This window comes from Streptomyces sp. M-16, from assembly GCF_052114405.1.
Lineage (GTDB): Bacteria > Actinomycetota > Actinomycetes > Streptomycetales > Streptomycetaceae > Streptomyces.
In genome coordinates this window covers 1-17,807 of sequence record NZ_JBFRER010000014.1, presented here as the reverse complement: position 1 = coordinate 17,807, position 17,807 = coordinate 1, and the positions used below count along the sequence as shown (strand labels likewise).

General features: G+C 71.6%; 18 protein-coding genes, 1 tRNA gene, 1 other RNA gene and 3 pseudogenes. 9 read left to right on the top strand and 14 right to left on the bottom strand.

The window, feature by feature from the left end; all coding sequences use genetic code 11:
* Nucleotides 1–276 (bottom strand): annotated as a pseudogene (locus tag AB4039_RS09165) (molybdopterin-dependent oxidoreductase); the annotation flags it as partial.
* Between the two features lie 131 nt (nt 277–407).
* Nucleotides 408–554, bottom strand: a pseudogene (locus tag AB4039_RS09160) (MerR family transcriptional regulator); the annotation flags it as partial.
* A gap of 127 nt (nt 555–681) precedes the next feature.
* Between AB4039_RS09160 and AB4039_RS09155 the strand changes: the two are divergent.
* Both AB4039_RS09155 and AB4039_RS09150 read left to right on the top strand, forming a co-directional pair.
* Nucleotides 682–2,202, top strand: a complete 1,521-nt coding sequence (locus AB4039_RS09155) for an MFS transporter (protein ID WP_442270464.1) — start codon at nt 682–684, stop codon at nt 2,200–2,202.
* A gap of 118 nt (nt 2,203–2,320) precedes the next feature.
* Nucleotides 2,321–3,937 (top strand): MFS transporter, encoded by a 1,617-nt coding sequence (locus tag AB4039_RS09150; RefSeq protein WP_266840516.1) that lies wholly within the window; start codon nt 2,321–2,323, stop codon nt 3,935–3,937.
* 12 nt (nt 3,938–3,949) lie between these two features.
* On the opposite strand, the gene AB4039_RS09145 is transcribed toward AB4039_RS09150, so the two are convergent.
* Complete coding sequence (locus tag AB4039_RS09145) at nt 3,950–4,450, bottom strand: hypothetical protein (RefSeq protein WP_442270463.1); 501 nt, start codon at nt 4,448–4,450, stop codon at nt 3,950–3,952.
* A gap of 64 nt (nt 4,451–4,514) precedes the next feature.
* Nucleotides 4,515–5,741, bottom strand: a complete 1,227-nt coding sequence (locus AB4039_RS09140; protein ID WP_442270462.1) for an MFS transporter — start codon at nt 5,739–5,741, stop codon at nt 4,515–4,517.
* A 75-nt stretch (nt 5,742–5,816) separates the two neighbouring features.
* Here AB4039_RS09140 and AB4039_RS09135 point away from each other — a divergent pair, with 75 nt between their 5' ends.
* Nucleotides 5,817–6,572, top strand: coding sequence for a DeoR/GlpR family DNA-binding transcription regulator (locus AB4039_RS09135; protein ID WP_266840520.1), 756 nt, complete (start codon nt 5,817–5,819; stop codon nt 6,570–6,572).
* A 5-nt stretch (nt 6,573–6,577) separates the two neighbouring features.
* On the top strand, nt 6,578–7,210 hold the full coding sequence (locus AB4039_RS09130; RefSeq protein WP_442270461.1) for an HAD family hydrolase: 633 nt from the start codon (nt 6,578–6,580) through the stop codon (nt 7,208–7,210).
* Between the two features lie 48 nt (nt 7,211–7,258).
* Here AB4039_RS09130 and AB4039_RS09125 read toward each other — a convergent pair whose 3' ends face one another.
* Nucleotides 7,259–8,566, bottom strand: coding sequence for a carotenoid oxygenase family protein (locus tag AB4039_RS09125; RefSeq protein WP_266840523.1), 1,308 nt, complete (start codon nt 8,564–8,566; stop codon nt 7,259–7,261).
* Nucleotides 8,563–9,123 (bottom strand): hypothetical protein, encoded by a 561-nt coding sequence (locus AB4039_RS09120; protein ID WP_266840524.1) that lies wholly within the window; start codon nt 9,121–9,123, stop codon nt 8,563–8,565. Before AB4039_RS09120 ends, AB4039_RS09125 begins: the two co-directional genes overlap by 4 nt.
* A gap of 98 nt (nt 9,124–9,221) precedes the next feature.
* On the opposite strand from AB4039_RS09120, the gene AB4039_RS09115 reads away from it, so the two are divergent.
* The 3 genes from AB4039_RS09115 to AB4039_RS09105 all read left to right on the top strand — a co-directional run bounded on the left by AB4039_RS09115 (nt 9,222) and on the right by AB4039_RS09105 (nt 10,937).
* Nucleotides 9,222–9,734 (top strand): PadR family transcriptional regulator, encoded by a 513-nt coding sequence (locus AB4039_RS09115; RefSeq protein ID WP_266840526.1) that lies wholly within the window; start codon nt 9,222–9,224, stop codon nt 9,732–9,734.
* Between the two features lie 502 nt (nt 9,735–10,236).
* Entirely contained in the window at nt 10,237–10,512 is a 276-nt protein-coding gene (locus AB4039_RS09110; protein WP_266840527.1) for a hypothetical protein, read from the top strand.
* Nucleotides 10,509–10,937 (top strand): type II toxin-antitoxin system VapC family toxin, encoded by a 429-nt coding sequence (locus AB4039_RS09105; RefSeq protein ID WP_442270460.1) that lies wholly within the window; start codon nt 10,509–10,511, stop codon nt 10,935–10,937. The genes AB4039_RS09110 and AB4039_RS09105 overlap by 4 nt, the downstream gene beginning before the upstream one ends.
* 340 nt (nt 10,938–11,277) lie before the next feature.
* Here the strand turns inward: AB4039_RS09105 and AB4039_RS09100 are convergent, their stop codons facing one another.
* From AB4039_RS09100 to AB4039_RS09065, 8 genes and pseudogenes are all read right to left on the bottom strand, one after another.
* On the bottom strand, nt 11,278–11,934 hold the full coding sequence (locus AB4039_RS09100; RefSeq protein WP_209470105.1) for a contact-dependent growth inhibition system immunity protein: 657 nt from the start codon (nt 11,932–11,934) through the stop codon (nt 11,278–11,280).
* Nucleotides 11,935–11,947: 13 nt separating this feature from the next.
* On the bottom strand, nt 11,948–12,247 hold the full coding sequence (locus tag AB4039_RS09095) for an RNase A-like domain-containing protein (RefSeq protein WP_351030325.1): 300 nt from the start codon (nt 12,245–12,247) through the stop codon (nt 11,948–11,950).
* Between the two features lie 12 nt (nt 12,248–12,259).
* Nucleotides 12,260–12,829 carry a hypothetical protein gene (locus AB4039_RS09090; protein ID WP_351030327.1) on the bottom strand — a complete coding sequence of 190 codons (570 nt, stop codon included), beginning with the start codon at nt 12,827–12,829 and terminating at the stop codon, nt 12,260–12,262.
* Nucleotides 12,830–12,837: 8 nt separating this feature from the next.
* Nucleotides 12,838–14,655 (bottom strand): RNase A-like domain-containing protein, encoded by a 1,818-nt coding sequence (locus AB4039_RS09085; protein ID WP_442270459.1) that lies wholly within the window; start codon nt 14,653–14,655, stop codon nt 12,838–12,840.
* The gene (locus AB4039_RS09080; RefSeq protein WP_307125855.1) at nt 14,655–14,960 is read right to left on the bottom strand and encodes a WXG100 family type VII secretion target; all 306 of its coding nucleotides are present in this window, start codon (nt 14,958–14,960) and stop codon (nt 14,655–14,657) included. The genes AB4039_RS09085 and AB4039_RS09080 overlap by 1 nt, the downstream gene beginning before the upstream one ends.
* 23 nt (nt 14,961–14,983) lie before the next feature.
* Entirely contained in the window at nt 14,984–15,370 is a 387-nt protein-coding gene (locus AB4039_RS09075; protein ID WP_307125854.1) for a WXG100 family type VII secretion target, read from the bottom strand.
* Between the two features lie 204 nt (nt 15,371–15,574).
* Nucleotides 15,575–16,030, bottom strand: a pseudogene (locus tag AB4039_RS09070) (porphobilinogen synthase); the annotation flags it as partial.
* Nucleotides 16,031–16,144: 114 nt separating this feature from the next.
* Nucleotides 16,145–16,229 (bottom strand) — tRNA-Ser (locus tag AB4039_RS09065).
* A 141-nt stretch (nt 16,230–16,370) separates the two neighbouring features.
* Here AB4039_RS09065 and ffs point away from each other — a divergent pair.
* Nucleotides 16,371–16,469: signal recognition particle sRNA small type (gene ffs / locus AB4039_RS09060), an RNA gene on the top strand.
* A gap of 65 nt (nt 16,470–16,534) precedes the next feature.
* A partial coding sequence (locus AB4039_RS09055) for a DNA polymerase III subunit gamma and tau (protein WP_442270458.1) occupies nt 16,535–17,807 on the top strand: 1,273 nt, incomplete at its 3' end.

Genomic DNA, 17,807 nt, shown 5'->3' with positions numbered 1-17,807 from the left:
CTAAACCCCGACGAGCGCCGGGACGGTCAGGGTGCCGAACCAGACGTGGGTGACGGCGCTGACGTAGCGGTCCCCGCACCGGTCGGAGGGGACCACCAGCTGGCTGCCCGGTCCGTCGAGGTCCTCGCCGTCGAGGCGGGTGGCCAGCAGGACCGGGCTGCCGCAGAAGTCGTCGTCCAGCTCCGCCCAGGACAGGACGGTGTGGTGGCCGTCGCCGCCGCTGACGGTGAGGAGGTAGCGGCTGCGGTCCTTGCGGCGGCGGGCGTCGAAGACGGGGCCCGCGTGTCCACCTGGGCCGTCACCTCATCGACCCGTACCGCGGTGACGATCCCCGCGAAGGCGTTGCGGACGGAGGTGGCGGCGGCCGTTTCGGGCAGGGGGTGCAGGCCGGTGGCCCGTTCCCGGGCGAAGGCGGCGAGCGCCGCGCCGTCCACCACTCGGGTCCCCTCGGGGGTCCGCAGCGCCGACAGCCGCCCCGCGTCGGCCCAGCGGCGCACGGTTTCGGGGCTCACGCACAGCAGGTCCGCGGCCTGCCCGATCGAGTACGACGGCACGCGCGCAGCTTATCCGCGCCCGGGTGCCCCGGAAGGGGTTGCGAACGGTGTACGCATCGGCGTACGTTGTTCACGACACCGAGCGAACGGTGTACGCAGCAGTGTGGGAGAAGGGGAAGGGACCACCATGGACGCGCTGGACGGGATCACCACGAGCGGGACGGCACGAGACCCGCGCCGCTGGCTCATCCTGATCGTGCTCTGCCTGAGCACGCTCGTACTGGTCGTCGACAACATGGTGCTGACCGTGTCGATCCCGCCGATCGCCGAGGACCTGGGCGCCGGGGCCGAAGCCATCCAGTGGATCATCGAGTCCTACATCCTGGTCTTCGCCGGACTCCTCCTCACCGCGGGCAGCCTCTCCGACCGCTTCGGCCGCCGCCGGGTGATGGTCATCGGACTCGCGCTCTTCGGGATCGCCTCCCTCCTCGCCGCCTACGCCGACTCCCCGGCCCAGCTCATCGCCGGACGCGTGGTCATGGGCATGGGCGGCGCCCTCGTGATGCCGAGCACCCTCTCGATCCTGATCACCGTCTTCGACGAGGAGGAGCGCCGCAAGGCCATCTCCGCCTGGGGCGCGGTCGCCGTCCTCGGCATGGTCGGCGGCCCCGCGCTCGGCGGCGTGCTCATCGCCCACTTCTGGTGGGGCGCGGTCTTCCTGATGAACGTGCCGATCGCCCTGCTCGCCATCGCCGCCGCGCTGATCCTGATGCCCGAGTCCAAGGGCCCCTGGCGCAAGCCCGACTTCGCCGGCATGGCCCTTTCCGTCACCGGGATGACCGCCCTGATCTGGGCCATCATCGCCTTCCCCCAGGACGGCCTGACCGTCTACGCCGCCGTCGCGGTGCTCGCCCTCGCCGGCTTCACGGTCCACGAGCTGCGCACCGACGCGCCGATGGTCCCCCTCGCCCTCTTCCGCGACCGGATGTTCAGCGGCGCCAGCTTCTCCCTGGTCCTGCTCACCTTCGCCAACGGCGGCCTGATGCTGGTCCTGACCCAGTACCTCCAGTTCGTCGGCGGCTACAGCCCCACCGAGACCGGCCTCTCCTTCACCCCGCTCGCCGTCGCCACCCTGCTCTTCAACGGCCTCGGCGCCACCCTGGGCAACAAGGTCGGCAACCGGATCATGACCGCCGCCGGCCTGGCCGTGATCGCCGCCGGCTTCGGGCTCCTGGCCACCCTGGAGGCCGGCGACGGCTTCTGGCCGCTGTGCGCCGCCATGACGGTCATGGGCCTCGGCGGCGGCCTGGCGATGCCCGCCGCCACCGCCGCCCTGATGGGCGCCGTCCCCGAGGAGCACGCCGGCGTCGGCTCCGCCCTCAACGACACCGTCCAGCAGGCCGGCGCCGCCCTCGGCGTGGCCGTCCTCGGGGCCCTGCTCAGCAGCGTCTACGGCGGCTCGATGCCCGCCTCCGCCCCGGACGCCGCCCGGCACTCGGTCGCCGCCGCCCTGACCGACCCGGCCCTGGCCGACGCCGCGCGGTCCGCCTTCACCTCCGCCATGTCGGCCACCTTCGGCGCCGCGGCCCTGGGCGTCCTGGCCGCCGCCGGACTGGCCCTGGTCCTGATGCGGGACCGCGAGGGGGCTGCCGCCCCGGCGCAGGCCCCGGCGGAGACGGCCGAGGAGGTCGCGGCGGGCGCGCGCTGAGCCCCGTAGGGCGCGGCGGGCACACGGAGGCGGTGGGGGAACCTCCCCCACCGCCAACCGGCGTATCCCGGCGGCGGGTCGGGGAGCCGTCCCGCGGGACCCCTGGGACGATCCGGCCATGGGAACCGCGGCGGGGACTCCGAAGACCACGGCCAAGGGGCGGGTGGTCCTGCTCACGCTCGCGTCGGGACAGTTCCTGATGGCGCTCGACAGCTCCGTCATGAACGTCTCGATCGCGACGGTGGCCCAGGACGTGGGCACCACGGTGACCGGGATCCAGGGCGCGATCACGGCCTACACCCTCGTGATGGCGATGTTCATGATCCCCGGCGGCAAGGTCGGCGCGATCATCGGCCGCAAGCGCGCGTTCCTGATCGGCTGCGTCATCTACGGCTGCGGCTCCCTGACCACCGCGCTCGCCCCGAACCTGACCGTCCTCCTGATCGGCTGGTCGTTCCTGGAGGGCGTGGGAGCGGCGCTGATCCTGCCCGCGATCGTCGCCCTGGTGGCCGGCAACTTCGGCGTGGAACGCCGGGCCGCCGCCTACGGGCTCGTGACGGCCGCGGGAGCCGTGGCGATCGCGGTCGGACCGCTCATCGGCGGCGTCGCGACGACGTACTTCTCCTGGCGGTGGGTCTTCGCCGGCGAGGTCGTCATCGTGCTCGGCATCCTGGTGCTCGCCCGGCGCATCGCGGACGCTCCGGCCGGCACCCGCCCCCGGTTCGACCTCGTCGGCAGCGTGATCTGCGCCCTCGGTCTCGGGACCTTCGTCTACGGAGTCCTGCGCTCGGACGAGTGGGGATGGTTCCGGCCGAAGCCCGGCGCCCCCTCCTGGTTCGGCGTCTCGATGGTCGTGTGGCTGATGCTGACCGGCCTGTTCCTGATGTGGCTCTTCCTCCGCTGGGAGGCCCGCCTCGTGCACCGGGGCAAGGAGCCGCTGGTGGAACCGGAGCTGCTGCGCAACCGCCAGCTCACGGGCGGTCTGACGATGTTCTTCTTCCAGTACCTCGTGCAGATGGGCGTGTTCTTCGTCGTACCCCTCTACCTGTCGGTGGCCCTCGGCCTGTCCGCGCTCAAGACCGGCGCCCGCATCCTGCCCCTCTCGCTGACGCTGCTGGCCGCCGCGATCCTGATCCCGAGGCTGCTCCCGGACGTCTCGCCGCGCCGGGTGGTGCGGCTCGGGACCCTCTCGCTGCTCGCGGGCGCGGTGGTCCTGATGGCCGCGCTCGACGCGGACGCGGGGGCGGAGATCGTCACCATCCCGCTGCTGCTGATCGGGCTCGGCATGGGCGCGCTGGCGTCCCAGCTGGGCTCGGTCACGGTGTCCGCCGTCCCGGACGAGAAGAGCGCGGAGGTCGGCGGTGTCCAGAACGCCGTGACCAACCTCGGTGCCTCCATCGGCACGGCACTCGCCGGGTCGATCCTGATCGGTGTCATGACGGCCTCGTTCCTGGCCGGCGTCGAGCAGAACCCGGCGGTCCCCACCGAGGTCAAGAGCCAGGCGTCCGTCGAACTGGCCGGCGGCGTCCCCTTCCTGTCGGACGCGCAGCTGGAGACCGCCCTCGACCAGGCCGGCATCAGCCCGGAAGTGGCCGGGGCCGTCCTCGAAACGAACGCCGCCGCCCGGCTCGACGGCCTGCGCGCCGCGCTCGCCGTCCTCGCCCTCGCCGCGGTCGTCGCCCTGTTCTTCACCCAGCGGATCCCGGACGCCCAGCCCCGCGCGAAGAGCCCGTAGCCGTACCGTTCCTCAGTGCTTGACCAGGACCTTGGCGGCCACCAGGACCAGCCCCATGAAGAGGTTGACCACGGCGGTGAAGGCGACCAGACGGCCGTGGGCACCGATCCTGACGAGGCCCACGGTGGCCCAGCCGATCTGCTCGCCGAGGGCGACGCAGAGGGCGAGCCAGCCGGTGCCCTCGGGGCCGAGTCCCAGGACCGGGCCCACCAGCACGGCGACGGCCGGCGGGATCGCGACCCCGGCGATCGGCCACTCCCGGCGGGCCTCGCGGCGGACCATCTCCCACGACAGCGCCTGATGGGCCAGCTGGTCGCCCACGACGCGGACGTAGACGTGCGTGACCCAGAAGACCAGGCCGGTGGTGAGCAGCATGACCACGAGCTGGAGCCGGGGGAAGGGACCCAGCGTGCCCGCCGTGGCGATGACCGAGGCGGCGAGGAGCGAGCCGTAGACCGCCCCGGAGTAGTCCCGGGTCGGTGATTCCGGCCGTTCGGAGCTGCTGTGATCCATGCCTTCAGCATGCCGAGAGGTCCGGGGCCTACGACGGCACCGCGCCGGGCGGGCCTGCCGCCGGTCAGGGGGTCCGCGCCGGGCGCTCCCCCGCGAGGACCCCGGAGGCGGCGCAGACCACCAGGCACAGCGCGACCGGCAGCAACAGCGCGGGGCCGAGCGGGACGAGGTGGGTCAGCGGGCCGATCACCGCCGGTCCGGCGAGCATCCCGAGGTAGCCGAGCCCCGCGACGCGGGCGACGTTGGCCCCGGCGGCGGCCGGGTCGGCGTGGCCCGCGGCACTGAAGAGCTGGGGGACGCAGCCGGACAGGCCCGCGCCCAGTACGGCCCACCCGGCCAGGGCCACCGGGACGCCCGGGGCGAGCGCGGCCAGGGCCAGGCCCGCCGCGGCGACGGCCGAGCCGGCGCGCAGGACGGCCGCCGGGCCGAGGCGCCCCGACACCCGGTCGGCGAGCATCCGTCCGGCGGTCATGGCGGTGGCGAAGGCCCCGTAGGCGAGGGCGGCGGTGCCGGCGGGCGCGCCGAGGACGTCCCGCAGGTGCGGGGTGCTCCAGTCGTTGGCGACGCCCTCGCAGAGCATGAGCAGGAACGCGAGGCCGGCCAGGATCCGGATGCGGCGCGGGGACGCCGTGCGGCGGGCCGTGGCGACCGGACCGCCGGTGGCCGGGCCGCCGGTGGCCGGGCCGCCTTCGGCCGGGTTGCCTTCGGCCGGGCCCGAGGGGGTGTCCGCGGGGGCGCGGGGCAGCAGGAGCCGGGTGGCGCCCGCCGTGACGACGAGGCTCCCGGCCGCGGTGGCCCCCAGCACGGCGGCGGGGCTCCAGCCCCGGTCGAGCACCAGGGCGCCCGCCAGCGCGGCGAGCACCCCGCCGACGGAGAACGCGGCGTGGAAGGCGGACATGAGGGGCCTGCCGTAGCCGCGCTCCACCTCGACGGCGTGGGCGTTCATGCTCACGTCCAGGGTGCCGTTGCCGATCCCGAGCAGCAGCAGGGCCGCAGCCAGGGCGGGGGCGCCGCCGGCCAGGCCCGGCAGGACGACGGCCGCGCCGCACAGGGCCGCGCTCGCCGGGAGGACCCTACGGGCGCCGAGGCGGTCGGTGAGCGGCCCGGCCACGCGCATGCCGAGGAAGGCCCCGGCGCCCAGGAGGAGCAGGAGCCGGCCGAGCTCCGCGTGGCCGATGCCCGTGCGCTGTTCCACGACGGGGATGTGGACGATCCACATGCCCATGAGGAAGCCGTTGAGGAGGAAGAAGGCAAAGGTGGCCCGTCGCCCGTTCCGCAGGGAAGTCTCCATGCATTCGAACATAACAAACATGATTGGTGTTCGGAATCTTGCATTTCGAACATCGAGGGGTGTTGAATGTGGGACATGAGTGCAGACCGACTGAGGCAGATCACCGACGCGGTGCGCGAGAGCGGCAGCCGCAGCGTCCTGGAGCTGGCCGAGCTCACCGGCGCCTCCGAGATGACGATCCGGCGCGACCTGGAGGCCCTGGCCGAACAGGGCGTGCTGGAGCGCTACCGCGGTGGTGCCCGCAGCCTGCTGCTGCGCGGCGAGGAACCCCCCTTCGCCCTGCGCGCCCAGGACGGCCTGGAGGTCAAGCGGCGCATCGCGGCCGAGGCCGCCGCGCTGATCGCGGACGGGGAATCGGTCGTCGTGGACAGCGGGACCACCTGCCTGGAGGTGGCGCGCGCCCTGCACCACCGCCGCCTCACCGTGATGCCGCTGTCCCTGCACGCCGCCAACGCCCTCGCGGACGCCCCGCGGTTGACGCTGCTGCTGCCCGGCGGCCAGCCGCGCCGCGGGGAGCTCTCCCTGACCGGCCCGCTGACCGAGGCCTCCCTCGCCGCCCTGCGCTTCGACACCGCGATCATCGGCTGCTGCGGACTGACCGTCGCCGCCGGCCTGACCGCCTACGACCTGGCCGACGCCGCCGTCAAGCGCGCGGCCATCGCATCGTCGCGCCGCGTCATCGCCGTCGCCGAACCCGCCAAGCTCTCCCGTACCGCCCTGGCCCACGTGACCCCGGCGTCACGGCTGCACGCCGTCGTGACCGGCGAGGACGCCCCGGACGGGGAGACCGGGGCGCTGACGGCCGCGGGCGTCACCGTACGGAAGGCGTGAACCCCGTGAACCCTGCGACTCCCGCGAGCCCCTCGACTTCCGCGACTCCCGACACGGTGCTCTTCGACCTCTTCGGCGTCATCGCCCGCCACCAGTCCCCCGAGGGGTGGGCCCGGCTCGTCGCCACCGCCGGCGTGCCCGCCCCGGCCTTCCGGGACGCGTACTGGTCGCTGCGCCCACCCTACGACCGCGGCGAGCTCACCGGCCCCGACTACTGGAGCGCCGTCGGCGGGACCCTCGGCGTCCGCTTCGACGCGCGCCGCACCGCCGCCCTGATCGAGGCCGACATCGCGAGCTGGAGCGCCGTCGACGAGGAGATGGTGGACCTGATCGGGGAACTCGCCGCGAGCGGCCGGACGATCGCGCTCCTGTCGAACATCCCCGAGGACCTCGCCGCCCACTACGAGCGCCACCACCCCTGGCTCGGCCACTTCGGGGTCCGCACCCTCTCCTGCCGGATCGGCCACGCCAAACCCGAACCGGAGGCCTATGCCTGGGCCCTGCGCGCGCTCGGCCTCGAACCCGGCCGGATCCTCTTCGTGGACGACCGCGAGGAGAACCTCCGCGCCGCCCGGGCCCAGGGCCTCCACACACACCTGTTCACCACCCCGGCCTCCCTGCGCCGCGCCCTCCCCTAGGCGTCGGCCCTCAGGTCCCCGGCCCCCATGGTCCCGGYCCCTCAGGCCTCAGTCCTCGGGGTCGGCCAGCCAGTTGCCGTGGAAGCCGTGCGGCACCCGCGCCGGGAGGTGGACGGTGGCGACCGGCGGTGCCGCGAGGTCGTCCGCGTCCAGGACGACCAGGTCGCTGCGGTCGGTGCCGGCGTCGTGGACGTACGCCATCAGCCAGCCCGGTCCGCCACCGTCCGCGTCGGCCGGGGCGAACGCGGCCTCGCCCGGCGTGCGCCCCGGGCCGAAGTCGTGGGCGGCCGAGGCCCCGGTGCGCAGGTCGTAGCGGACCAGGGCGCTCCCGCACGTCACGTGCCCGAACGCCGCCTCCAGCCCGGTCAGCCGGTCGTCCATCCGGGGGAACTCGCCGGGGCGGTCGTCGCACTGCTCCTCCCGGACGGTCCCGGTGGCCGGATCGGCCGTCCACCTCCACAGCACGGCCTGCCGGTCCTCGTCGACGGACCCGTCCGCCGCGCGCCGCCCCAGCTCGGGGTAGCGCATGCCGTGCACGACGACCGTCCCGTCCGGCGCGTCGTACGCGTTGAGCGTGTGGAACACGTAGCAGGGGTCGATGTCGAACCACCGCACCCGCCCGTGCGGGTCGTCGCGGCGCAGCAGCCCCAGCCGCGCCCCGTAGCCGTCGTCCCAGCGGTAGGGCATCCCCGCGCCGACGAGGCCGAGGTCGAACACCACGGGCAGGTCCATGAAGACCACGTGCCCGGCGGTGAGGGCGAAGTCGTGCATCATCGTCGGGCCGGGCACCTCGACCGGCCTGCTGAGCGTCAACTCGCCCGAGGCGTCCGCCCGGTGGTAGGTGAGGTACGGGGCCTCCGCGATCCCGTAGCCGAAGAAGTGCAGCTCCCCGGTGACGGGGCAGGCCTTGGGGTGCGCGGTCATCGCGGTGGTCAGCCTCCCGCCGAAGTCGTACGGGCCGACGGTGTCCAGGCCGGGGGAGAGCTCGTAGGGCAGGGCCGTCTCGACGAGGGCGAGGGTGCGCCCGGCGTGCCGCACGACGTGGGTGTTGGCCGGTCCCGCGGTGAGGTCGCGCCGGCCCCGCTCGTCGTACGCGCGGGCGCCGTCGGTGAAGGTGCTGGTGCGCACCCAGCGGTTGCGGTAGGAGACGGCGCGACCCCCCTCCAGCCGGACTCCGTGGACCATGCCGTCCCCGAAGAACCAGTGGGCGGAGGCGGCGTCGGCCGGGTTCGGCCCGTTGCGCAGGTACCAGCCGGTGAGCGCGTCGGGGAGCCGTCCGGTGACGGTCAGGTCGTGGGAGGTGAGTTCCTCCCGGACCGGGGCGTAGTTGCCGGCGAGGTGGCGGGGGGTGCTCATCGGTCGCCGCCCTTCGCCTTGGCCTGGGCGGCGGCGACGTAGCGGACCGTGAAGAGCATCGGGACGACGAACCCGGCGGCCTGGACCAGCGTCGCGGAGGCCGAGTGCCCCTGACCCGCGTGGGCGAGGGCCGCGAGTGCGCCGGCCGTGACCGCGAAGGCGGCGGTCCACACGCCGGTGATGACGGTGTTGATCCTGACGAAGGGCTTCAGGCCCCAGATCTCGCGGGGAGTGGTGCGCTTGGCGATGCCGAGGGTGAACGGCTTGCCCACGAGCAGCGAGCCCCCGGCGATGAGGGCCAGGGTGGCCGAGGAGAGGGCCGCGGAGTAGGCGTGCGCCCCGGAGTCCGGATCGGCGAAGGCGATGCCCGTCAGGGCCGCGAAGAAGACCGCCGACCCGATCTCGATGATCAGCGCGTCGAAGCCGGCCCCGGCCCGGCGCTGCTGGAGGGTCACGGCCACCGCGGCGACCAGACCGGCGAGCGCGCCCCACTGCCACTGGGCGGACGGGAACACCGCGAAGACGATCCACGGGAGGAAGGTGCGGACGTACGACATCGAAAGGGCCCCCGGTCTGCCTGACATTCCTGTTCTGACATGTCGAAGGTAGACGTTCCAGAACTGACATGTCAAGGGTGGAAGGTAAGGTGAGGGGCATGAGCCTTCGACACGCCCTCCTCGGACTCCTGTCAGAGCGCCCGGCCAGCGGTTACGACCTGCTCAAGCGCTTCGAGACCTCACTGGCCAACGTCTGGCCGGCCACCCAGAGCCAGATGTACACGGAGCTCTCCAAGCTGGCCGCCGACGGCCTGATCGCCGTCTCGGCGGAGGGCCCGCGCGGCCGCAAGGAGTACACCCTCACCGACGAGGGCCTGACCGAACTGCGCCACTGGCTCACCGAGACGAGGCCCCAGCGCAACACCCGCAGCGACCTCCTGCTGCGCGTCTTCTTCCTCAACGTGCTCCCCCCGGAGCAGGCGCGGGGCTACCTCGCCTGGCTCGCGGACACGTCCGAGCGGGAGTACGAGGACCTGCGCCGCCTGGAGGAGTCCATCGACTGGGGCGACGACCCGTTGTCGGTCCACGGCCGCATCGCCCTGGAGTACGGCCTCCGCCTCAACGCCATGCGCCGCGAATGGGCCGAGTGGGCCGCGGACCGCATCGGCTAGCGGGGCCCGGAGCGGAAGCGCAGGGTGCCGCGACGATTCCGTCCGCGGCAACTGCGGCCGGGGAACGCAAAGAGCCCCACCGCAAGCGGTGGGGCTCTTCAACGTATTGCCCGGTGAGAGCAATGGCGGAGGATACGAGATTCGAACTCGTGAGGGGTTGCCCCCAACACGCTTTCCAAATGTTCGTATACCTGTACGGCCAGGGTCGTACCCGTCCTGACCTGCGACGGAGCGTTCGGGTTGGCCCCGTCCGAACAGCCCCGGACGGAGGCGAATGAGACCAGAACTGAGACCCGCCTGCCCCCGCTGCCAGCTGACCGGCGCGACGCGCAGCCACTCTCGGTGTGCCGTGGGTGTCGCGGCCGGACGCAGTCGGCGGTGACTCGGCGGATGGGTCCCGTCAAAGCTCGGATTCGGGTCGTTCTCGGCCCTCTCCAGGGCCACCCGGCCTAGGGTGGTCTTCAGGCATGAGCCCCTGGACCACAGCGTGGAGGAGCCGATCATGAGCACTGCCCCGAATCTGCCGCTCCCGCCGCGCGGATCTGAGGAGCCTCATCCGCTGAGGACGATCCGGGAGATCCGGGAGTCTCTGCCCGAGCATCAGCTCGGGCACTTCGACGCCGAACTCGCCGACACCGACATCGATGCCTTGCCCGACATGCTTCACCGCTGGGCGACCCTGGGCAGCGACGGGTTCCTCGAGCGGCTCACGGCGGCCCCGTTCGAGGGTCTTGAGTTCGGGCAGCGGCCCTATGACGACGCGGCGGACGGCGCGTGATCTACCTACTCGACACCAACGTGGTCGCTGAGATCACCACCCGCCCGAAGCCTGCCCCGGCCGTCATCGCCTGGGCTCGCTCGGTGCCGGCTCCTGCCCTCTACCTGAGCGTCCTCACGATCGCGGAGATCGAGGTAGGCGTCGAGGGGACAGTGGATCTGGTGCGGCGTACCGCTTTCGAGCGAGCGCTCACGGAGATCCGTAACCAGTACCGCGACCGGATCGCCGCCGTTGGAGAGCCGGAGGCACTCGCCTACCTCGCTCTTCACCGGAGGCTCAAGAGTGCCGGGACCAGCATCGATCCACCCGATGCGCTGATCGCCGCCACCGCGCTGGCGAACGGCTGGACGCTGGTGAGCCGCAACATCAAGCATCTGGCGCGATCAGGCGCACTCCTGCTGAACCCTTGGGAGTACGAGGGATAGGCCATCGAAGCCGGAATGTGGAGGATCGTCCGGTTATGCCGCAAATAACTGAGACTGGAACTGAGACCATGGAACGCAGAAGACCCCGGCCGGTTTCCCGGTCGGGGTCTTCAAGTGCACGGTGAGGCACTGGCGGAGGATACGAGATTCGAACTCGTGAGGGGTTGCCCCCAACACGCTTTCCAAATGTTCGTACGGCTGTCCGGCGGAGGTCGTACCCGTCCTGACCTGCGGCGGAGCGTCCAGGGTGGCCCTGTCCGGACGGGCCCGGACAGGGGCGAATGAGACCAGAACTGAGACCGGGCGGGGCGCGAGCCGGGCGCCCACGCGCTCCACGCCGTCAGTCGGCGCTCAGAACCGTCGCCACCGCCTGGAACCACGCTCCGTACGAGAACGGCTCGGGCGGGTTGACCTCCATGCCGAGTTCCGCGGCGGCCACGGCGTAGTCGCCCTCGTCCAGCGGGAGGGCGATCAGTTCGTGGAGCTCACCGACGAGGCGGGCGACGAGCTGGGGGTCGGTGGTGGCGGCGTAGTCCGCGACCGCGGCCTCGTGGTCGGGGAACTCGTCGACGATGTCCTGCGAGAACCAGCCGCCCAGCAGCTGCGCGGTCTCCGGGAACCGTGCGTGCCACTCCCAGTGCGTCTGCGGGTTCGTGGGCGGCGGCACCTCGCCGTCCTCGATGCTCTGCTTGAGGTGGTCGGCGAGCAGGAGCAGCCAGTCGCCGATCGCGGACTGGGGGATCCCCACGTCGGGGACCGCGTAGAACTCCCCGAGGTCGATCCGCAGGCGTCCCGGGGGGTTGCGGCTGTATTCGCGCAGCTGCCGCTCCGCCTCCGCGATGGCCCAGGGCCGGGTGTGCCAGGTGTGGCGCAGATAGGCGTCCAGGGCTCGGCTGCGCCGCTCGGCGGTGTCGTCGGCGCTCTGGCCGAGGTAGGCGCGCAGGACCTGATCGAGCTCGCCGTAGCGGCGGTCGTGCTCAAGGGGCTTCATGGACACGGTCGCACTGCCTCTACGGGTAGAACGGGACGGTGGTCTGTACGACGAACCCGTACGGGCTGACAGGCTCCCGCCGCAGGACGACGCGGGCGGCCCGGACGTCGAGCGGCTCCTGCCCGGCGAGCAGCATCGCCTCCAGCAGCACCCGCCCGACGGGCTCCTCCCGGGACGGCCAGGCGGCCTCGATGGTGAGGCGGGCCCGCGTCCCCTGGGCGAGCCAGCGGTGGATGACCTGCTCGTTGGCGGTCACCACCTGCTGGGTGGCCCACTGGGCGGTCTCCCGGTCGGGGTAGGTGGCGGATCGGGTCAGCATCGGATCATTGTCTCAATTCGCGTTGAACGACCAGAAGACCCCGACCTCGTCCGCGGACACCGCGATCAGGCCGAGATCCATCATGTAGCCGGTGAAGGGGTGGCCGCCTTCGAGGTCGCCCGCCAGGAAGTCGGGCGCGTCGCAGGTACGGGCGAGGTCGGAGGAGGTCCAGAACGCCGCCTCGGGACCGAAGCGGTCCAGCACGGTCCGGGCGTCCGCGAGCACCGCGTCGCGGTCCTCCCGCGACCGGACCGGGGAGCCCTCGAAGAACCACTCCTGCGAGAGCGAGGCGAGCAGCTCGACGGCGGCGCCGGCCGTGATCGGCCGGAGCCCGGCGCGGAGGTCCTCGGCGGCCGTCACACGGAACGGGTAGCCGGGGCAGCCGGCCTCCCAGCCCTCCTGGAACGTCTCCGAATCCAGGGCGAACCAGCCCCGCGGGTCGGCGACGGACCGCTCCATGACGGCGAGGACGTCCTCGGCCCAGTCCCCGTGCAGCCGCGGACCGCTCCTGGCGAAGACGAAGACGTCCTCCAGGAGCCGTAGCAGCGCAGCGTCCCAGGTGCTTCTGTCGAGGGGGTTCATCAGAGTCCCTACGGGATCGGTCGGGGCGCGGGCATCGACGTGTAAATGATGTACGGCGGATCGAGGCTGGAATCGTACTTGAGGACGGTCTTGACGTAGTTGACGTCGATCGCCTTCGCATTGAGGCCGTGGTCCTTGTAGCCCGTCCCGGGGATCGTGCCCGTGGACCCGTCCTGGTTGGGCGTGGGCTGCTTGGAAACGTAGCTGCCGCTGGCCTCGCCGTTTGGCGTCTTGCTCACGAAGGCCTTGTTCTGGCCGTCCTGCGGGTTGGAGGCGAGCCAGGCGTCGATCTCCGACTGCGTCAACCGCAGGTTCTGCTCGGTGAGCCGCTGCGCGTCCGCGATCGTCTTGAAGCTCGACGAACCGCCGATGGTGGGCCTGCTGTTCTCGGGCCACGAGGCGGCTGGGTTGGACTGGTCGCGCAGGCGCTGCGCGAGCTGCTCGTCGGTCTTGCCGACGTGCTTGTCCAGGGTGTGGCCGCCGCCGAGGTACTCGTTGGCCGCGAGGTCGAAGGCGATGTTGCCGTTCGCACCCGGAACGGTCCACTGCTGCTCGTGTTTGAAGTCGTTGAGCGAACGCGCGCCGAAACCGTGAGCGCGGGCCACGCCGGCCTCGAACTTCGGGGCGCTTCGGTGCGCTTCGTCCAAGACGTCCTGGAGCGCGTTCATGCGTGTCGTGAGGCCGTCCACGATGCCGGTGTACTTGTCCACGATCCGGTTGAGCTTGGCCTTGTCCAGCTTCAGGACCGTGTTGACGTCGAACTTCAGCAGCATTCCGGTGACCCCGCCGACACCGCTGGCCACGCTGGTGACGGCGCCCACGATGTTCTTGAGGCTGGGCTTCTCCTTGGCCTTCTCGATGTCGTCGATGATGCTCGTGGCGGCCTCCCGCATGGCCCGCTTGAGCTCTTCGAAGACGTCGTGGTTCAGCTCGACGGCCGCTTCCGCGTACTCGCGCAGGCAGTCGCTGATCTTGATCGCCACGTCGTTCAGGACGGTCATCACCGGCTGACTGCCCGTGGCCACCTTGGCGCCGTGCGGGCCCGTGGTGTGCGCCCACTGGTAGCCGTGCCGGGACGGACCGGACTGACCCCAGTCCGTCGCGCCCCACAGCGCGCTGCAGAACGTCCGCATGGCGGCTTCCCAGTCGGCCTTCTGGTGGTTGGTGATGGTGCCGATGATCCTCGTCAGCTCTGCTGCCGTGTTGCTCGGGACGACCGAGGCGTTCATCCAGCTGTGGCAGTGCGAGTTGAGGTAGTGCTGCTGCGGGAAGGGGTGTACGTCCGCCACCTTGCCGACACGGAAGACGTGCTTCGCGACGGGCTGCAGGACGTCCCGGACGATCTCCGGTATGCCCTCCATAGCACCGCGGATCAGGTCGTCGCCGCCGTCGTCGTCACCCCATTTGATGTCGGGGACGCTGGCGAACTTGGGGTCCTTGTCGATGACCGTCGGCAGCGGGCGCTGCTCCGGGGCCTGCCCGGGCTTGGGGTGGGCCGCCGCGTCGGCCTTGGTGTAGGCGTTGGCGGTCTCCGTGAAGCCGACGGCGACACCGCCGATGCTGACCACGCTCTTGCCCAGCACCTCCAGCCAGCGGTTGCCAATCTTCTTGTAGGCCTGCGCGAACTGCTCGGCGCTGGTGCCCGCCCCACCGGAGTCCGGGTACTTCTGCAGCTCCTGCACGAGCGTGTTCCCACCACGCATCATGGGATCCTGCTGACCCGCGACCTGGCCGGAGACGGTCCACAGGCTCGACGGCTTGACGTCGATGTTGCCGCCCCCGGCGGGCGGCTGCGCCGGGCCGGGGCCCGGAGTGGGTCCGGCCATCAGGCGCCGCCTCCCCAGCCCTGGAGCACGGACCTGTTCGCCGCGGCGTAGTTGAGGTGGCCCTTGACCACGACCTCGTGCAGCCAGGCCTGTGCGGCCTTGAGGTCCTGGGCCGAGCGGTCCCATTTGTCCAGCTCGTCGATGAAGGCCTGCCGGGCCTCGCCGTCCCAGCTCAGAACGGCCTTCTTGGCACGCTCGTACAACATTTCCAGCTTCTCGTTGAGGTCCTTGAGGATCTCCTCCAGATCCCCCGACAGGCGCTGCAGGGTGGCGAAATCGACAGTTATCCGGTCGTCGTCCGACATAGTGGGGCTGTTCCTCGCTGCTCTCAGATGTCCTGCAAACGGCTGTGCGGGGCGGGCGGCTGGTCCGGCACGGTCAGCTCCCCGGCGGACGCCGACACGTCCTCCTGGCTCTGGACGCGCCTGAACGCGGCCAGCACCTCCAGCTCCTGGGCTGTGAACCCGTCACGGGAGGCCCTGGTCGCCCGTTCGAGGAGGGAGAGCACCTGCCGGATACGCACGGCGTCCTCGGCGGCTCCCCGGTGCAGGGCGCGGTACGCCGCGGCCGTGGGCCCCTGCCAGCCCGCCGCGATGCTGTCGACCACCCGGTCCATGTCGCGGATCTGCCGCTCCAGATGACCCTGCATCTGATCGAGGTCGTCCGCGAGGTTCGTGAGGTTGTCCTCCGAAACATTGAGATCGCCGTCCGTCATGTCCACCCCTCTTCGGCGCCGCCGCACCGCATACGTACGTATGCCTGAGATTTTTGCAGGTCAGCAAGGCGGTCACATGAGTGCGCGCACTCATGTTCCAGCTTCTCCCCGGGAATTGACTGGATCTATGCCCCCGGACACCGCGCCCCCGTGCGTTCTTCGCGCCACTCGTCTCCACCCTGCTGACACTGTTGCTCGCGGCCGTCACGTTCTTCTTCGTCGGGCCGTCCCCGATGGCCTGAGGATCGTGTCGGCGCCGGCCCGCTTGATGCCCAGCAGCGTCTCCCGGATGACCCGGTCCCGCTCGATCCAACCCTTCTCCGCCGCGGCCTCGATCACCGCCAACTCACCGCTGATCTGGTACGCCGCCACGGGGACGTCCATCGCCTGCTCTACTCGGTACAGGATCGAGGTAGGGCCCGGTTGGCTTGGTCATCACTGTGTCGACGCCCTCCTCCACGCCGAGGGCAAGCTCCCGCAGGGACTCCCGCGCGTTCGCCGGGCCTCTTGGTTGGCCTTGCGGTCGCCCTGGAGGGCGGAGGTGATGGCCCCGCGGAAGGGCCCGTAGAAGACCGACGAGCACTCTGCGGTGTACGCGAGGACGGATCCGTCCTTGTGCCCGGCCTCGGCCAGTGCGTCACGGATGACACCGACCTGGCCGGGGCGGTTGTAAAATGTCCGAAATAAATGAGACCAAAACCGAGACCAGGGCATGCCGAAGAGCCGGACCGCGATCAGCGGCCCGGCTCTTCGTTTCGCCTGGTCAGGCGACTGCGGAGGATACGAGATTCGAACTCGTGAGGGGTTGCCCCCAACACGCTTTCCAAGCGTGCGCCCTAGGCCACTAGGCGAATCCTCCGCGGCAAACAATACAAGACGTTGAGGGGTGCTCGCGAACACGATCCGATCTTGGGTTCCGGAGGGGGCCGGCGCGGGGTCCGGTGAGCGGATCGGTCGGAGGGCGGGTCGATTCCGGGGGCCGGGATCCGCTAGGGTGGGGCCCAGCCCCTCACGTGGCGCTATCTCACCCAACTCCCCCAGGGCCGGAAGGCAGCAAGGGTAAGTGGGCTCTGGCGGGTGCGTGGGGGGCGCTTTGCGTTCCGGGGCGGGTCCGGGGGCGTCGGCGGGCCGCCGATGTCGGTGGGCCCGGATAACCTCGTAGACGTGTCGTCCCTTGCGCTGTACCGCCGCTACCGCCCCGAGTCGTTCGCCGAGGTCATCGGGCAGGAGCATGTCACTGCCCCGCTGATGCAGGCCCTGCGGAACAACCGGGTCAATCACGCGTACCTGTTCAGCGGGCCGCGCGGCTGTGGAAAGACGACCAGCGCGCGCATCCTCGCCCGCTGCCTGAACTGTGAGCAGGGTCCCACCCCGGATCCGTGCGGCGAGTGCCAGTCCTGCCGCGACCTGGCGCGGAACGGCCCGGGATCGATCGACGTCATCGAGATCGACGCCGCCTCGCACGGTGGTGTGGACGACGCCCGTGACCTGCGGGAGAAGGCCTTCTTCGGGCCCGCGTCCAGCCGGTACAAGATCTACATCATCGACGAGGCCCACATGGTCACCTCGGCGGGCTTCAACGCCCTGCTGAAGGTGGTCGAGGAGCCGCCGGAGCACCTCAAGTTCATCTTCGCCACCACGGAGCCCGAGAAGGTCATCGGGACCATCCGGTCGCGTACGCACCACTACCCCTTCCGGCTGGTCCCCCCCGGCACCCTGCGCGACTACCTGGGCGAGGTCTGCGGCCGTGAGGGCGCCAAGGTCGAGGACGGCGTGCTGCCGCTCGTCGTGCGGGCCGGGGCCGGGTCGGTGCGTGACTCCATGTCCGTCATGGACCAGCTGCTGGCCGGCGCCACCGACGAGGGTGTGACGTACGCCATGGCGACCTCCCTGCTCGGCTACACGGAGGGATCGCTCCTCGACTCCGTCATCGACGCCTTCGCCGCCGGGGACGGGGCCGCCGCCTTCGAGGCCGTCGACCGCGTGGTGGAGGGCGGCAACGACCCGCGCCGCTTCGTCGCCGACCTGCTGGAGCGGCTGCGCGACCTGGTGATCCTGGCCGCCGTGCCCGACGCCGGCGAGAAGGGGCTCATCGACGCCCCCGCCGATGTCGTGGAGCGGATGCAGGCCCAGGCCTCCGTCTTCGGCGCCGCCGAGCTGTCGCGCGCCGCCGACCTGGTCAACGCCGGGCTCACCGAGATGCGCGGGGCGACCTCCCCCCGGCTGCAGCTGGAGCTGATCTGCGCCCGAGTGCTGCTCCCGGCCGCCTTCGACGACGAGCGCTCCTTCCAGGCCCGGCTGGACCGGCTGGAGCGCAGCGGGCCCCCCGCCGGTGCCTTCGCCGCCGGGGCCTTCACCGCCCCGCCCGCGGCCGCGCCCGCCATGGGGTACGTACCCGCGCCCGAGGCGCACGGCATGGCCCCGGCCGGGCCGGGCG

What these genes read in the sequence shown, in the direction of transcription:
- AB4039_RS09155 (WP_442270464.1), top strand. Translation starts at nt 682, where the DNA reads ATGGACGCGCTGGACGGGATCACCACGAGCGGGACGGCACGAGACCCG.
- AB4039_RS09150 (WP_266840516.1), top strand. Translation starts at nt 2,321, where the DNA reads ATGGGAACCGCGGCGGGGACTCCGAAGACCACGGCCAAGGGGCGGGTG.
- AB4039_RS09145 (WP_442270463.1), bottom strand. Translation starts at nt 4,450, where the DNA reads ATGGATCACAGCAGCTCCGAACGGCCGGAATCACCGACCCGGGACTAC.
- AB4039_RS09140 (WP_442270462.1), bottom strand. Translation starts at nt 5,741, where the DNA reads ATGGAGACTTCCCTGCGGAACGGGCGACGGGCCACCTTTGCCTTCTTC.
- AB4039_RS09135 (WP_266840520.1), top strand. Translation starts at nt 5,817, where the DNA reads ATGAGTGCAGACCGACTGAGGCAGATCACCGACGCGGTGCGCGAGAGC.
- AB4039_RS09125 (WP_266840523.1), bottom strand. Translation starts at nt 8,566, where the DNA reads ATGAGCACCCCCCGCCACCTCGCCGGCAACTACGCCCCGGTCCGGGAG.
- AB4039_RS09120 (WP_266840524.1), bottom strand. Translation starts at nt 9,123, where the DNA reads ATGTCGTACGTCCGCACCTTCCTCCCGTGGATCGTCTTCGCGGTGTTC.
- AB4039_RS09115 (WP_266840526.1), top strand. Translation starts at nt 9,222, where the DNA reads ATGAGCCTTCGACACGCCCTCCTCGGACTCCTGTCAGAGCGCCCGGCC.
- AB4039_RS09110 (WP_266840527.1), top strand. Translation starts at nt 10,237, where the DNA reads ATGAGCACTGCCCCGAATCTGCCGCTCCCGCCGCGCGGATCTGAGGAG.
- AB4039_RS09095 (WP_351030325.1), bottom strand. Translation starts at nt 12,247, where the DNA reads ATGCTGACCCGATCCGCCACCTACCCCGACCGGGAGACCGCCCAGTGG.
- AB4039_RS09090 (WP_351030327.1), bottom strand. Translation starts at nt 12,829, where the DNA reads ATGAACCCCCTCGACAGAAGCACCTGGGACGCTGCGCTGCTACGGCTC.
- AB4039_RS09085 (WP_442270459.1), bottom strand. Translation starts at nt 14,655, where the DNA reads ATGGCCGGACCCACTCCGGGCCCCGGCCCGGCGCAGCCGCCCGCCGGG.
- AB4039_RS09080 (WP_307125855.1), bottom strand. Translation starts at nt 14,960, where the DNA reads ATGTCGGACGACGACCGGATAACTGTCGATTTCGCCACCCTGCAGCGC.
- AB4039_RS09075 (WP_307125854.1), bottom strand. Translation starts at nt 15,370, where the DNA reads ATGACGGACGGCGATCTCAATGTTTCGGAGGACAACCTCACGAACCTC.